8 protein-coding genes are annotated in these 15300 nt (G+C 46.0%); all 8 read left to right on the top strand.

The window, feature by feature from the left end; translation table 11 throughout:
- Window positions 1-154 precede the first annotated feature (154 nt).
- The 8 genes from GFS24_RS07835 to GFS24_RS07800 all read left to right on the top strand — a co-directional run bounded on the left by GFS24_RS07835 (window position 155) and on the right by GFS24_RS07800 (window position 15196).
- Entirely contained in the window at window positions 155-1309 is a 1155-nt protein-coding gene (locus GFS24_RS07835) for a FecR family protein (protein ID WP_153659017.1), read from the top strand.
- 271 nt (window positions 1310-1580) lie between these two features.
- The gene (locus GFS24_RS07830) at window positions 1581-4889 is read left to right on the top strand and encodes a TonB-dependent receptor (protein WP_173003006.1); all 3309 of its coding nucleotides are present in this window, start codon (window positions 1581-1583) and stop codon (window positions 4887-4889) included.
- A gap of 24 nt (window positions 4890-4913) precedes the next feature.
- Window positions 4914-6491, top strand: coding sequence for a RagB/SusD family nutrient uptake outer membrane protein (locus tag GFS24_RS07825; protein ID WP_153659015.1), 1578 nt, complete (start codon window positions 4914-4916; stop codon window positions 6489-6491).
- Between the two features lie 12 nt (window positions 6492-6503).
- Window positions 6504-7325, top strand: coding sequence for a phytanoyl-CoA dioxygenase family protein (locus GFS24_RS07820; protein WP_153659014.1), 822 nt, complete (start codon window positions 6504-6506; stop codon window positions 7323-7325).
- Window positions 7322-8131, top strand: a complete 810-nt coding sequence (locus tag GFS24_RS07815; protein ID WP_153659013.1) for a sugar phosphate isomerase/epimerase — start codon at window positions 7322-7324, stop codon at window positions 8129-8131. Before GFS24_RS07820 ends, GFS24_RS07815 begins: the two co-directional genes overlap by 4 nt.
- Complete coding sequence (locus tag GFS24_RS07810) at window positions 8131-10980, top strand: glycosyl hydrolase (RefSeq protein WP_153659012.1); 2850 nt, start codon at window positions 8131-8133, stop codon at window positions 10978-10980. The genes GFS24_RS07815 and GFS24_RS07810 overlap by 1 nt, the downstream gene beginning before the upstream one ends.
- Window positions 10981-10982: 2 nt before the next feature.
- The gene (locus GFS24_RS07805; RefSeq protein ID WP_153659011.1) at window positions 10983-12455 is read left to right on the top strand and encodes a glycoside hydrolase family 28 protein; all 1473 of its coding nucleotides are present in this window, start codon (window positions 10983-10985) and stop codon (window positions 12453-12455) included.
- Window positions 12456-12676: 221 nt separating this feature from the next.
- Window positions 12677-15196, top strand: a complete 2520-nt coding sequence (locus GFS24_RS07800) for a GH116 family glycosyl hydrolase (protein ID WP_153659010.1) — start codon at window positions 12677-12679, stop codon at window positions 15194-15196.
- Window positions 15197-15300: the final 104 nt, after the last annotated feature.

The raw sequence follows: 15300 nt of genomic DNA, 5'->3' as shown, positions 1-15300 counted from the left end.
GATGCGGTGTTGTTTCTTCTTTTAATGGTAAAATAAAAAGCTACCCCCTTTTTGGATGCAGTGTTGTTTCTTTTTTATATTAAAATAAAAAAATTCCCACCCAACTACCCCTTTTTTATTACCGCTGTGTCTTTAGTCTATAGAATCCTATTATATGGCTAATGAAAGGCTCACCTATTTGTTTTACCGTTATTTCCAGAAAACGGCCACCCGGCAGGAGCTGGATGAGTTGAGCCTGCTGATGGACCAGCCTGAAAATGAAGCTGCTGTAAAGTTACTCATGGAAGAAGCATACCTCCTTTTTGAGCCAAAAGGGAACGTATTCAGCGATACACAAAGCGAACAGATCCTCTCGAACGTACAATCCCATACCCGTAAACATATCAACTGGTGGCGCGGGCTGGCTGCCGCCGCTGCCGTTTTGGTGGTGATTTTTGCCGGGTTTTACAGCTGGCGGAGCATGTCCTGGAAAGAGGAGGCGGCGGTGATGACAGCGCAAAATGATGTGCCACCGGGTACCAACAAAGCAGTGCTGCACCTTGCAGATGGAACCGTTGTCACTTTGGACAGTGCGGGCAACCAGGTGATCCAGCAGGGAGGCACCACTATCAATCAGCAAAATGGTCAACTTCACTATACAGCTACTGACGCAAATGCTGCTGTCAGTTTTAACACCCTCAGCACACCGCGTGGCGGCCAGTATTCTGTTACCTTACCAGATGGCAGCAAGGTATGGCTGAATGCGGCATCTTCCCTGAAATTCCCTACTGCATTCACCGGTACGGAAAGGAAGGTGGAATTAACAGGAGAAGCTTATTTCGAGATCGCTAAAAATGCGAAACGCCCTTTTAAAGTAAGCCTGGAAGATAAAACCACCATTGAAGTACTGGGTACCCATTTTAACGTGAACGCCTATAAGGATGAAAGCGCTATTGCCACTACTTTGCTGGAAGGTGCTGTGCGATTAACAAATGGGAAGGAACGTATCACTATTAAACCCGGAGAGCGGGCACAGATGCAAGAGGGTGGCACTAAGTTTGTGATCGACAAACCCGATGTGGAAAGGGTGGTGGCCTGGAAGAACGGATTTTTCCAGTTCAACGGAGAGAATATCACCATTATTATGAAGCAGTTATCCCGCTGGTATGATATAGAACCCGTATACACCGGCAACATGAAAATGAAAGACTATTCCGGATATATTTCCCGCAATTCCAATATCTCTGAAGTATTGAAGATGCTGGAGTTGACCAATGAAATTGATTTTAAGGTAGAAGGAAGAAGAGTAACAGTAAACGCTTTAAAGTAAGTAATGCAATTGATGATAGATACCAGATTATTAACCAAAAACTGATCCACACATGAAAAGGCAATTCCACCAGCGAAAAAACTAACAACCAGCATTTCTGCAAAAGAAAACAGGAGCGGTTACGACGCTCCTGCAGATTCTTTGGGCAGCCGAAAAAAACGTCAGTCAACGATTTCTTAACACACCCAAACATTGCAAAGGTATGGATTCCTATACACAAAGTAAAAGGAGGGCCACTTCTATCCGGCATCTCCTTAAAATATTCCTTGTCATGAAGTTGCTTATAGTACTAATTACAGCAACCTGTTTACAAGTTAGTGCAAAGGTTTCTGCACAAACGGTAACGCTATCGGGGAAGAACATCTCCCTCCAGAAAGTATTTGAAGAAATAAGGAAACAATGCGATTACCAGTTCCTCTATAATACGCACCTGTTGCAGCAGACCCGTAAAGTGGACCTAAACGTAAAGGAAATGCCTTTCCGGGATGTATTGAACATTGCCCTGAAGGATCAGCCGGTGACCTATGTGATCTCCGGTAAAACCATCATTATCAGGCAGGCACCGCCGGAAGAGGTGGTTGCACCTGTAGTGGAGGTGATCAAAGTGCAGGGAAAGGTAACCGAAAAAGGACAACCATTGGTAGGTGTTACCGTAAAAGCAAAGGGCACCAATGTGGGTACGGTTACAGATGTGAACGGGGCTTATACCATCAGCGTAGAAAAGGCAGCGGTACTCGTATTTAGTTATATAGGGCATACTACACTGGAAGAGCCGGTGAATGGCCGTACGGACATTTCCGTTGAGCTGCAGGCTTCCAACAGTAATATAGAGGAAGTGGTGGTAGTGAGTTATGGTACACAACGAGCGCGCAATATTACGGGCGCCATTTCAAAGGTATCTTCCAAAGAAGTGCAGGATATCCCTGCGGCGGAGTTCGGGCAGAAACTGCAGGGGCGTGTTGCCGGTGTGCAGATCAGCCAGGTATCAGGTCGCCCGGGACAGGGCATGACCTTTAAGATCAGGGGAGCTGCTTCTTTGAGTTCTGGTAACCAGCCTTTGATAGTGGTAGATGGTCAACCCATCACCAATGAAAATATCAACCTGCTCAACCCGGATGATATAGAAAGTTTTTCCGTATTGAAAGATGCATCTGCTACTGCCTTATATGGTTCAAGGGCTGCAAACGGTGTAGTGATCATCACTACCAAACAGGCGAAATTAGGGCGTACTACCACAACGCTGAACACTTATTACGGATGGCAGTCTGTTGCTAAAAGAGGTAAGCCGGATATGATGAATGCCCGTGAATTTGCCACTTTTATGAACGGATTTTATGAAGACAAAATTAAGTATGAAAACTGGAAGGACCCGGCTACCGGCCTGGCAGAAATTCCGCTGGATTATAGAACACCTTCCCAGTATGGAGAAGGAACAGACTGGTATGATGCCTTGCTGAGAACGGCACCTATCTCTAATTATTCCCTGAGTATCTCAACGGGAACGGAGAAGGTATTGTCCAGCACCACGCTCACCTATTTCAACCAGGAAGGGGTGATGTATAATACTGGTATGGAACGGTTCTCCTTACGTTCCAATAACGAATACCGTCCCAATGATAAACTGAAACTGGGTTTAAATCTTAATCCCGTTTACCAGGTGGATAAGAATACCCGCAGCAGTTCCATTGATAATAACCGTAACGCGATTTCAGGTGGGCTTATCAGTTCTCCTTTGATCCCCAAGATCAACCCGGATGGAACTTATCCTACCAAAACAAGTTCCTATGGTATGTATGCGCTGCCTAACTTCTATCAGCAGCTCATGATCATGAACATTAACCAGAAGTCACTGCGTTTGCTGGCTAATGTGTATGCAGACCTGGAACTATTGCCGAACCTGCATTTCAAGACCACATTTAATACTGATCTCGGCAATTACGATTACAATGCCTTCTTTCCTTCCGCCACAGGATCTTTTGGCAGTCCGCCACCCCGGATACCTTCTGCAGCAGCCAACTCTGCAAATATTGTTTCCTGGTTGAATGAGAACCTGCTCACCTACAATTTCAAATTGAAGGAACATAGTTTTGATCTGCTGGCCGGATACAGCGCGCAGAAATATGAACAGAACTTCAGGAATATCAATGGTTCCAATTTCCCCGGTGATAAGATCCCCTGGATCGTTGGTGCCAGTACTACTACAGGCAGTACCAATAATACAGCCTGGACCCTCGCTTCCTGGTTTGGCCGGGTGAACTATCAGTTCAGGGATAAATATTACGTGACCGCCAATATCCGCGGGGATGGTTCTTCCCGTTTTGGTGAATTCACCAAGTGGGGGTATTTCCCCTCTGCTTCTGTTGGCTGGATAGTGAGTGAAGAACCTTTCTTCCCTAAATCAGAAGCACTGTCTCTCTTGAAAATAAGAGGAAGTTACGGATTGACAGGTAACCATAATGTGGGTGATTATACGCAGGTTTCGCTGCTCAGCGCTACTAACTATGTGTTTGATGGCGCATTGTCTCCAGGGCAATCAATTACCCAGTTGGGTAACAAGTATCTTGGCTGGGAAACTTCCCGGCAACTGGACATTGGCCTTGAGATGAGTTTACTGAAAGACCGTATTTCCTTCACGTACGATTACTATAAAAAGGAAACAAGAGACATGCTGCATAACCTGGTCATTCCCTGGGCTTCCGGTTATGGGGCTATAAAATATAATATCGGTACTATCCAGATGTGGGGCCATGAATTCCAGATCAATACACGCAATCTGACCGGAGAACTGGAATGGAATACCAATTTCAATATTTCCTTCAATGATAATAAAGTGATGGCCCTTCAGAATAATACGCCTATAGGTGGTATCAATACCTACAGCGATTATAACCGCACTGCAGTAGGCAGAAGGATCGGTGAATTCTGGGGATATGTATTTGATGGTATTTACATGACGCAGGCTGAATACAATGCGCAACCTAAACATGTTACTTCTGCGGTGGGGTCTACCCGTATGAAAGATGTGAACGGAGATAAAAAGATAGATGCGAATGATAAGGATTATATCGGCAATCCTAACCCACGTATGATTTTTGGTATGGCCAATGACCTCCGGTATAAAAAGTTTGATTTCTCTATTGTAATAGCAGGGCAAACGGGTAGTGATATCATGAATACCAATATGCAGAACCTGGTTAACATAGACGGGATCTTCAATGTAACCAAGGACATGGCCAACCGCTGGCGCTCTGAGCAGGATCCGGGCAATGGCAAAGTGCCGAGAACATTGGCCAATACTACAGAACTCTACCGCCTGGCTAATTCCAACTGGGTGTTCTCCGGTGATTATCTCACTATTAAGAACATTTCATTGGGTTACACGGCAGATATGAAGCGGTTGAAATATTTGCAGTCTATCCGTTTCTATGCCAGTTTGCAACAGGCGTTTGTGTTTACGAAATATCCAGGCCAGAATCCGGAAGTGAATGATACCCGGGATTTCGGTACACTGGCGGGTCAGGACAATGGTTCTTTCCCCATTCCGAGAACACTCATGTTTGGCGCAAACATCAATTTCTGAGGCATTCACCATCAATTTTAAAGTATGAAATCTGTTATAAATATTATACTTACCGTCTTGCTGTTCTCTTCCTGCAAGGATCGTTTCCTTACTGAATTCCCGGAAGGGCAGTTAAATGAAGGAAATTTTTATAAAAGCACCCAGGATTTTCAACAGGCCGTAACGGGTGTTTATGCACCGCTCAGAGGCGCGATCGATGCCACCAGGGGCACTTATGTGGCTGGTTCCGGTATCAATAACATCGCCTTCTTTATGGATGAGATGCGTTCTGATAATACGCACTACGATTATAATGCAAAGGACCGCGGAGGAATAGGGTATGAGCAGCTGGCGGATTTTATGGATGATGCGCCCAACGGTGTGGTATTAAGCAGATACAGAGCTGCCTATACTGGTATCTCCCGTGCAAATGTGATCCTGGACAGGATAGAGACGATAGATTTTACAATGGCAGAAGCAGACAAGAACCAGATCGTAGGAGAAGCAAAGGCATTACGTGCACATTATTACTTTGATCTCGTTCGTCACTATGGTGCTGTACCGTTGCCGCTGCATGAAGTGAAGGGAGCGGAGCAGGCATTTCTTGCACGTACAGGTGTAGATTCTGTCTATACGCAGATCATCAGTGATTTCACAGATGCGCTGGCCTTACTGGGGCCACCGGCTAAGTTCCCGCAATCCGGCCGTGTTACCAAAGGTATGGTGGCTACTGAATTAGCCCTGGTGCATATGACGCGTGAGAAGTATGACCTGGCAGTTCCATTGCTGCAAAGCGTTACCACTATGGGGTATGATCTGTTGCCTACTTATGCGGAAGTATTTGATCCCAATAAGAAGAACAGTGTTGAGTCTATTTTTGAGATCCAGTATAAAGATGGTACGGACGGGCAACAGGGCAACCTGATCTACCGTTTTATTCCTGTTACGCCTAATACGCTGAACATCCTGGGTATCACTTACAACAATACAGACGGGGGCTGGAACATCCCTACAGATGATATGGTGGCTGCTTATGAAGCAGGAGATCAAAGGCTGGATGCCAGTATTGCTGTGATAGAAGGCGCCCTGAACTCCAATACTGATTTTATACCGGAAAAAATTGTTAGTATTGTTGGGTATGCGGGCCCTCCTGCAGGAAAGATCGCCAAAAGGTTCATTAAAAAGTACCTGCATCCGCCATACACACTTGTTAACAACACGAAAGACAACTGGCCCGTTTTCAGATACTCAGATGTGTTGCTGATGCTGGCAGAAAGTCTGAATGAAAGCAACAGATCAGGAGAAGCGTTACCGCACCTGAACAGGGTACGCAGAAGAGCCGGTTTACTGAACGATATCACTACTACAGACCAGGTGCAGTTACGGGCTATCATCGCGAAAGAGAGAAGAGTGGAACTGGCATTTGAAAACCATCGCTGGTTAGACCTGGTGCGTACCAAACAGGCTGTAGCCGTAATGAATGCACATGGCATTGTGATGAAAGCTACCTACGGTTACCTGTTACCCGGTTCTTACACGGTGAACAACGACAAACTGATATTTGCCATCCCTTTCTCAGAAAGGCAGATCAATACCAAACTGACACAAAACCAGGGTTATTAAAATCTTCCATTTATGAAATACACATTGGATAAAGCGCAAATTGAAAGCTATCAGAAAAATGGGTTTATTGTAATAGAAGACTTCCTCTCGAAGGATGAACTGGCACACTGGCGCAATGTGGTGATGGAAGCAGTTGAACAAAGGGCCGGCAGAAAAATGCCGGGCAAGGATACTAAAGTGGGAGAGGATGATGGGATCAATGAAGATGCTGATTACTTCGGTAAAGTGTTTGACCAGTTGCTCAATCTCTGGCAAACGCATGAAGGAGTAAAAGATATCATGCTGGATGAACGTATCGGCCAGATGGCTGCTCAGCTTTCCGGTGCTGAAGGCATCAGGATCTGGCACGATCAGGCGCTGTTTAAACGGCCCTGGGCCAATGCCACTGCCTGGCATCTTGATACACCGTTCTGGTCTTTCTCCGATCGTAAAGCGCTATCCATCTGGGTAGCGCTGGACGATGCCACTTATGAGAATGGCTGCCTGTATTTCATACCGGGATCTTTTCAGCAAACGAGTTTTGAGAATAGCGGTATCGGAAAAAATATGGATGGCATCTTTACCGTGTATCCTCAATTAGCCAAAACTGCATCAGTTGCTGCGCCCATGAAAGCCGGCAGCTGTTCTTTCCATAATGGGTTAACGATCCATGGGGCGGGTGCCAATATGACCAATGGTTTCCGCCGTGCAATGACCTGTGCCTATATGCCGGAAGGCAATATTTTTAACGGGCAAAAGAACATCCTCCCGGATGATTACCTGCAAACACTTAAAATTGGAGATCCGCTAAATAACAACGAACAGAATCCGCTGATCTACCCGAAAACCTTATGATAGTTAAATTCTTTTGTCCAAGATGGGGTAGTGAACAGATCCCCTGGCCTGTTTTCCTGGAAAATGTAAAAGCCGCAGGGTATGCAGGCGTGGAATGGTTCCCTTATGGTGAACCTACTGATCCTGCTACCGTTGTGAACCTGCTAAAGCAATATGACCTGGAGTTTTCCATTGTGATGGCGGTAATACCTATGCCGGATAATTTTAAGGAATACCTGACTGCTTTTAAAGAACAGTTAACGGCACTCAGCCAGTTGCAGCCACTGTTCATCAGTGCGCAAACAGGCCGGGAATATTACACGGAAGAGCAGATCATACAATGCCTGGAAGTATGTGATCAGATAAGCGTGCCGGTGTACCAGGAAACACATCGTAACAAATGGACCTTTGCCGCACATGCAGTAGGGCCACTGTTGCGGAAATTCCCTTCACTGCCTTTAACGCTGGATGTTTCTCACTGGTTCTGCGTATCTGAAAGTTACCTGGAAGATCAGCAGGATACGGTGGCGGAAGCGATCCGCCATGCCCGTCATGTTCATGCAAGGGTAGGGCATACAGAAGGACCGCAGGTATGGGATCCTGCATTGCCGGAATATGAAGCGGCTTTGGCTGCGCACCTCGCCATCTGGGATGAATGGATCAAACAAAGGAAAAAGAACGGGGATCAGTACTGCACGATCACACCGGAATTCGGACCACCACCTTATATGGTGATGGGAGACAGAAAGGGATCGCCACAGCAGGAGCAATGGCGGATCAACCTATGGATGAAAATATTCCTGGACAATAGATATAATCAAGATTAATGAAAAGAAGAGACTTTCTGTTAAAGAGTACATTCCTCACAGCCGGATATTCTATTGTTGGTACATTGCCGGGAATAGCTCGCGCAGCACTTGCTGCGGGGGATACAGACCTTTATAAACTGTTTAAAGACCCGCTGCCTGTTTACCGTCCTTTTGTACGCTGGTGGTGGAATGGCGATAAAGTAGAGAAAGACGAACTGATCAGGGAATTACGGTTGATGCATGCTGCCGGTATTGGTGGCGTGGAGATCAATCCCATCAAATTCCCTTCCCGCACAGATGATATGGGCAAACCTTCTTTACAATGGCTGAGCAATGAATGGAATGACCTGTTGCTGGCTACCTTTAAAGAAGCGGAATCCTTAGGTATGACCTGCGACCTTATTGTGGGTTCCGGCTGGCCATTTGGCGCTGAATACCTGCAGGGAGAAGAACGTTCTGATGTAGTGGTGATAGCGGTTAAGAAACTGGAAGGACCGCTGTATTATGAAACGTCCATGTTCGATCTGTTTAAAGAAGCAGATCCTGCCATTACTTCTCCCTTCCCGGGCAGAACAATGGAAATGATGGAATTAAAACTGGTACCGGACCCTATCAGTGATCTGAGTGAAGAGAAAGACCTCAAGGCACTGGTGAAAGACGATATCATTAAACTGGATATACCCAAAGGTAAATATGCTTTATACGGACTTGTTAAAGTAAAAGGCTTTATGGAAGTGATCAACGGTGCGCCGGGGGCTAATGGCCCTGTGTTGAATCACTATAACAAAACAGCCGTGAACAAGTACCTCAATCATATGACGGACACCATACAGAATAGGATAGGTCCTCTGTCGCGCCACGTACGTGCATTGTTCACAGACAGTATGGAGCTGGAAGGCGCCAACTGGAGCAGTGACATGATGGATGAGTTTAAGAAGCGGCGCGGGTATGACCTTTATCCTTATCTGCCTTTTGTATTGCTGAAGATCGCCTCCATGGGCAACACCTACAATTACCAGTATGGTGTTTCCATGAGTACGGAATTTGCTGATATGGTACAAAGGATGCGGTATGATTTTGAACTGACCAAAGCAGAAATGCTGGAAGACAGTTTTATTAAAACGTATGTGGCATGGTGCAAAAAGAACAACATGAAATCTCGTGCGCAGGCATACGGCAGGGGTTACTTCCTGCTGGAAGGCAGTTTTGATTTTGACCTGCCTGAATGTGAAACCTGGCTGAAGTATGGCATCGGTTATAAGATGCCGGAGGATACACCGTTGCTGGGCAGGGCTTATACGATGATCAATAAGTATGTGTCTTCTGCCGCGCATCTGAAAGGCAAACGGTACATCAGTGCAGAGGAACTAACGAATACGGATATGGTATTCAACGATTCCCTGGAGATGCTGAAAGTAGCGGGTGACCAGAGTACGATATCCGGTGTAACACATCCCATTTTCCATGGTTTCAATTACACACCGCCGGATGCACCGTTCCCTGGCTGGATCAGGTATGGCGGGTTTTATAATGAAAAGAATAACTGGTGGCCTTACTTCCGCCATTTTACAGATTATAAAGCGCGGATCTCTGCTTTGCTGCAACAGGGAGATATGTTTGCAGACATTGCTGTTTTGCCGCCTACTGCGGATATGTGGGGCATGTACAGCGCACAGAATGAACCATTCCCTTTCATCATCCATCCGCCTTACCAGCCGCTGATCTGGGAAGCCATCCACAAGAACGGGAATGCCTGTGATCATGTATCTGAATCCGTGATCCGCGATGCTACCTTTAAGAATGGGTTCATGCACTACGGCCCGCGGAAGTATCATACTTTATTCCTGATAGAAGTATTAAGTATGGAACCTGCTACGTTGCAAAAACTGCTCGATTTTGTATTGGCAGGTGGAAGGATCTTCTGTATAGAAAAATATCCGGAGCGATCTACGGGCTGGAAGGATCATGCGGAACATGATCAGCAGGTGAAAGACCTGGTAACGAAACTGCAATCACATCCTAATAATTTCATCCTGCTGAAGAAACCGGAAAAGGATTTCATTGGCTGGTATAAGGAGGTGCAGGAAAAGTACCAGATCAAACCTTATGTAAAGATCGCCAAACCGGAACCTTTTGTTACACAGGTGCGTTACCAGGCTGGAGATACAGAGATACTGCTGTTCACTAATTCCCATATGGATGAAGGGTATATGGTAGACATCACTGTTGCCAAAGAACTGATCGGTAAAAGGGAAGGCTGGGTATGGAACCCTGATAACGGGGAAAGGCACACGCTGAATGGAGAGAACGGTCATTACATATTAGACCTCGGCCCTTCAGATTCCAAACTGCTGGTGTTTGATAAAACAAAGAAAGGAAAAGCCGAAGCGCCATTGCTTTCCGGCAACGGTGTGAAACTCAGCGGCAGTTGGAAAGCTACACTCAAACATATCGATGGTTCCGTGAAGGAAGTAACGTTCGATGAATTGAAAGACCTGGCAGAAATAGCGGAATTGCAGAACTTTACGGGTACGATCACCTATCGCAATAACCTGCCGGTAACGGATAAAAACAATGCGATCTGGTTGAATCTTGGAAAGGTGCATGGTATTTCTGAACTAACGGTGAATGGCAAATCATTGGGTGTGCAATGGTATGGCAGGCGTTTGTATAACATAACGCAGGATGTGAAAACAGGTGATAATGCGATTGAGATAAAGATCACCACCAATATGGGTAACTATATGAAAACGCTCACTGATAATAAAGTGGCGCAATACTGGACAAATGAACTCCGCAAGAACCAGCCTATTCAGCCATTAGGTATGATCGGCCCCGTGAGTGTACTGTCTGCTAAAAAACAATAACCATGAAGAGATCATTTATACTGCTATTGCTGACCTTGTTTTCTATACAGGTTTCAGCAAAAGATTACCCGGCTTCTTTGTTCGGCATCTATTCTGATGGTGTAACATTAAATACACGTGCCATTCAATACGGCATCGACTATATTAATAAAAATGGCGGCGGCAGGCTCGTGTTCCATGTTGGCAGATACCTGACGGGCTCTATCTATTTGAAATCAAATGTTACCCTACAACTGCAGGAGGGCGCGGTGCTGCTGGGTTCGCTTAATCCCTGGGATTACGACCGGCATGGGTTCACCGCGCTTATTTTTTCGCATGACCAGCAGGATGTTGGTATTACAGGGAAAGGGATTATAGACGGGCAGGGCCGGCAGGTGGCGCGTAATGTGGTAGAGAATATCCATAAGGGGATCTTGAAAGACGGGTTCCGTTATGATCGCCCGGAAGCGGAAGCACGGCCTATGGTCATCAACTTCCGCAATACCAGTAATATCCTGATCAGGGGTGTAACGATAAAGAATTCTGCCAGCTGGGTACAAACGTATGATCAGTGTAAGAACCTGCACCTCGATAGTATTTTTGTAGACAGTAAAGCATATTGGAATAATGACGGGATCGATATTGTGGATTGTGAAAATGTGAAGATCACCAATTCTTATATTGATTCAGATGATGATGGTGTGTGTTTGAAATCGCATGATGGCACCAAGGCCTGCAGGAATGTACTGATCCAGAATTGCATCATCCGCTCCAGCGCGAACGGGATCAAATTCGGCACTGCTTCTCATGGTGGTTTCAGTAACATCCGGATAAAGAACATCAAGGTATTTGATACCTATCGTTCTGCTGTGGCTTTACAGGCCGTAGATGGTGGTTTCCTGGAAGATGTGGAAGTAGACAGCCTGGAAGCATTTAATACCGGTAATGCTATCTTCATGCGGATAGGAGAGCGGGTGGCCGGAAAGAAAGGAAGGCTGGAAAACATCAGGATCTCTAATGTATATGCAGAAATCCCTGCTACCAAACCGGATGTGGGTTATGAATATGAGGGGCCGATAGAAGATATGCCGCGGAATATTTCGCCATCGTCTATTGTAGGCATGCCGGATGCACTGATCAATAACGTGAGCTTTAAAAACGTGACCATCAACTATCCCGGCGGCGCCAATCCTTTCTTTGCAAAGGTAGCGCTGGATACGCTGGACAGGATCAATAACAAAGGTACTGCTTACCCTGAATATTCCATGTTCGGGGAATTGCCGGCCTGGGGGCTTTTTATCAGGCACGCTAAGAACATTGATATCTCCGGCCTTACGCTAACCGTAGCGAAGAAGGATTTCAGAATGGCTGTAGTGTTTGATAATGTACAAAATGCAAAGTTTACCAACCTCACAGTGAAGGAGCCGGAGAAGAAAGCAACGGGTTATGCAAAACGGTCAACCGGTATTGTGATCAATAACCAGGCTTTAAAATAATAAATATCCGGGCGGGCCTAAAAAGTGGGATGGAGGTTTGGCCTTCATCTCCCGGGGGGGAACACTTTTTAGGCAGCCCGGTTGCTTTTCAGTTAGGAACCAAAAAAATATTTGGTTCCTATTTTTTTATATTTTACTTTCATCTCCTGAAGCGAAAGCTGCTTTTTTTATGTCTTTCTGCTTAATCGTTTAAGCGTTATGAAAACTGAACTACTACTATCATGAAAGCACGTAATAACCGGCGTAATTTCTTAAAGAACTTTACATTAGGGGCAATTGGCGCAACTGCGCTGCCTGCGGTGGTTTTAGCGAAAGGAACGTCAAAAGAAAAGGCTCCCGGCGCCCGTAATTTTAACGACACCTATAAAGGAAAAGATATCAGCCGCATTGCATTTCCCATTGGAGGGATCGGTGCGGGTATGTTCTGCCTGGAAGGCACGGGTGCTATCTCTCATATGAGCATCCGCCACAACCCTGAAATGTTCTTTGAGCCGGCCATGTTTGCGGCTATCAGTATAAAAGGAAAGGGGGCAAAAGTGCTGGAGCAGATCATCCCGGACTGGAAGAAATTCGGTCAGCGGGATGCTGGTCTTGGTGGAACCGGTGGCGCTACCTGGGGCCTTCCGCGTTTTGCCACAGCGGAGTTTAAAGCCCGTTTCCCTTTTGCAGAGATCACTTTGAAAGATGCTACGATGCCGGTAGCAGTACGTATTAAAGGATGGAGTCCTTTTGTGCCTACAGATGAAGATAATTCCAGCTTGCCCGTTGGCGCATTAGAATATCATTTTACGAATACTGGTACTACCACGGAAGAGATCGTGTTCTCTTACAATGCCCGCAACTTTATGCGGCAGGGAGATGCTGGTAATGCAGTTAAACCTATTCAGAACGGATTCATCTTATCACAGGAAGCCATCACCAATGCCCCGGAAAAGCAAGGTCGCTTTGCGATCTATACTACTGATAACAATACGGTGGTAGACCATTGCTGGTTCCGGGGCGGTTGGTTCGATCCGCTGAGCATGGTATGGAATGCGGTGAAAGATGGTACGGTTAAAAGCAATGCACCGGTAGAAAAAGATGCACCGGGCGGCTCTTTATTCGTGCCTTTCCGGTTGAAACCGGGAGAGAAGAAAGTAGTTCGTTTGATGATGGCCTGGTATGTGCCGGATTCCAAATTACATATAGGAGATGATGCAACCACGGGATTCCACAAACCATGGTATAGCAGTAAGTTTAAAAGCATAGAAGAAGTAGCGGATTACTGGAAGGATAACTATGAAACACTGCAAAAGAAAACAACATTATTCTCAGACGCATTTTATAAAAGTACTTTACCGCCGGAAGTAGTGGAAGCGGTTGCCGCCAATCTGACCATACTGAAATCTGCTACCGTTATGCGGCAGTATGATGGCCGCTTCTGGTGCTGGGAAGGTTCCGGAGATAACTGGGGCAGCTGCCATGGTTCCTGCACGCATGTGTGGAATTATGCACAGGCCGTTCCCCATTTATTTCCGGCGCTGGAAAGAAGCCTGCGCAATACAGAGTTCAAAGAGAACCAGAATGCAGACGGGCATCAGGGTTTCCGTGCGAATATCCCCATCTCTCCCTTAGTGCATAATTTCCACGCAGCAGCAGACGGACAGTTAGGCGGCATCATGAAAGTGCACCGGGAATGGCGCATCAGCGGCGATAATGAATGGCTGAAACAGATCTATCCTGCAGTGAAAACAAGTATGGATTATTGCATCCGCACCTGGGACCCCCGCAAGAAAGGCATCGTGGAAGAGCCGCATCACAATACCTATGATATTGAATTCTGGGGCCCTACGGGCATGTGTACGAGTTTCTATCTCGGCGCATTACATGCCATTTCGCTGATGGGAAAATCTCTTGGTAATGATGTAACGGAATATACTTCGCTGTATGAAAAAGGCAAACAATACCTGGAAACGGAATTGTACAACGGCGAATACTTTATACAAAAGATACAATGGACAGGATTGAATGCACCAGACCCCGTGAAAGCGCAATCCTTCCAAACGCAATATTCCGCAGAGGCGCAACAACTCCTGCAAAAAGAAGGCCCTAAGTACCAATACGGTACAGGCTGCCTTTCTGATGGCATCCTGGGTTCCTGGATCGCACGGGTGTGCGGGATGGAAGAGCCGGTGGATGTGGCCAAAACAAAAAGTCATTTACTGGCTGTACATAAATACAACCTGAAGAAAGATCTCAGCGCACATGTGAATCCGCAACGGCCCACTTTTGCTTTAGGGAACGAAGGGGGATTGTTATTATGCTCCTGGCCCAAAGGCGGCATGTTGTCTTTACCATTTGTGTACAGCAATGAAGTATGGACAGGCATTGAATACCAGGTGGCTTCTCACCTGATGTTCATGGGAGAAGTAGAAAAAGGGCTGGATATTGTGAAGGCCTGCCGCAACCGTTACGATGGTGCGGTACGTAATCCTTTCAATGAATATGAATGCGGGCACTGGTATGCCAGGGCCATGAGCAGTTATGGCATGTTGCAGGGATTAACCGGCGTTCGTTTTGATGCGGTAGACGGTACCCTTTTTATTGATTCCAAAGTAGGGGATTTTACCAGTTTCATTTCCACAGACAAAGGTTTCGGTACTGTGAGCCTGCAAAAAGGAAAACCATCATTAACTATAGCATATGGCACAATACCCGTGAAACAGGTAATAGTTTCCGGTAAGAGCGTTCAACTGACCTAACAGCCAACGATGTAACAGCACGTCCATCCACGTTTTATTTGGTATTCAAAATGATATTTGCTTAAACGTTTAAGTAAGTACTTATTACTCCTATAACCAAAACT

The sequence above is a fragment of the Chitinophaga sp. SYP-B3965 genome, from assembly GCF_009647655.1.
Classification (GTDB): Bacteria; Bacteroidota; Bacteroidia; order Chitinophagales; family Chitinophagaceae; genus Chitinophaga.
This window is presented reverse-complemented; position numbering and strand designations above follow the sequence as displayed.

What these genes read in the sequence shown, in the direction of transcription:
- GFS24_RS07820 (WP_153659014.1), top strand. Translation starts at nt 6,504, where the DNA reads ATGAAATACACATTGGATAAAGCGCAAATTGAAAGCTATCAGAAAAAT.
- GFS24_RS07815 (WP_153659013.1), top strand. Translation starts at nt 7,322, where the DNA reads ATGATAGTTAAATTCTTTTGTCCAAGATGGGGTAGTGAACAGATCCCC.
- GFS24_RS07825 (WP_153659015.1), top strand. Translation starts at nt 4,914, where the DNA reads ATGAAATCTGTTATAAATATTATACTTACCGTCTTGCTGTTCTCTTCC.
- GFS24_RS07805 (WP_153659011.1), top strand. Translation starts at nt 10,983, where the DNA reads ATGAAGAGATCATTTATACTGCTATTGCTGACCTTGTTTTCTATACAG.
- GFS24_RS07800 (WP_153659010.1), top strand. Translation starts at nt 12,677, where the DNA reads ATGAAAGCACGTAATAACCGGCGTAATTTCTTAAAGAACTTTACATTA.
- GFS24_RS07810 (WP_153659012.1), top strand. Translation starts at nt 8,131, where the DNA reads ATGAAAAGAAGAGACTTTCTGTTAAAGAGTACATTCCTCACAGCCGGA.
- GFS24_RS07830 (WP_173003006.1), top strand. Translation starts at nt 1,581, where the DNA reads ATGAAGTTGCTTATAGTACTAATTACAGCAACCTGTTTACAAGTTAGT.
- GFS24_RS07835 (WP_153659017.1), top strand. Translation starts at nt 155, where the DNA reads ATGGCTAATGAAAGGCTCACCTATTTGTTTTACCGTTATTTCCAGAAA.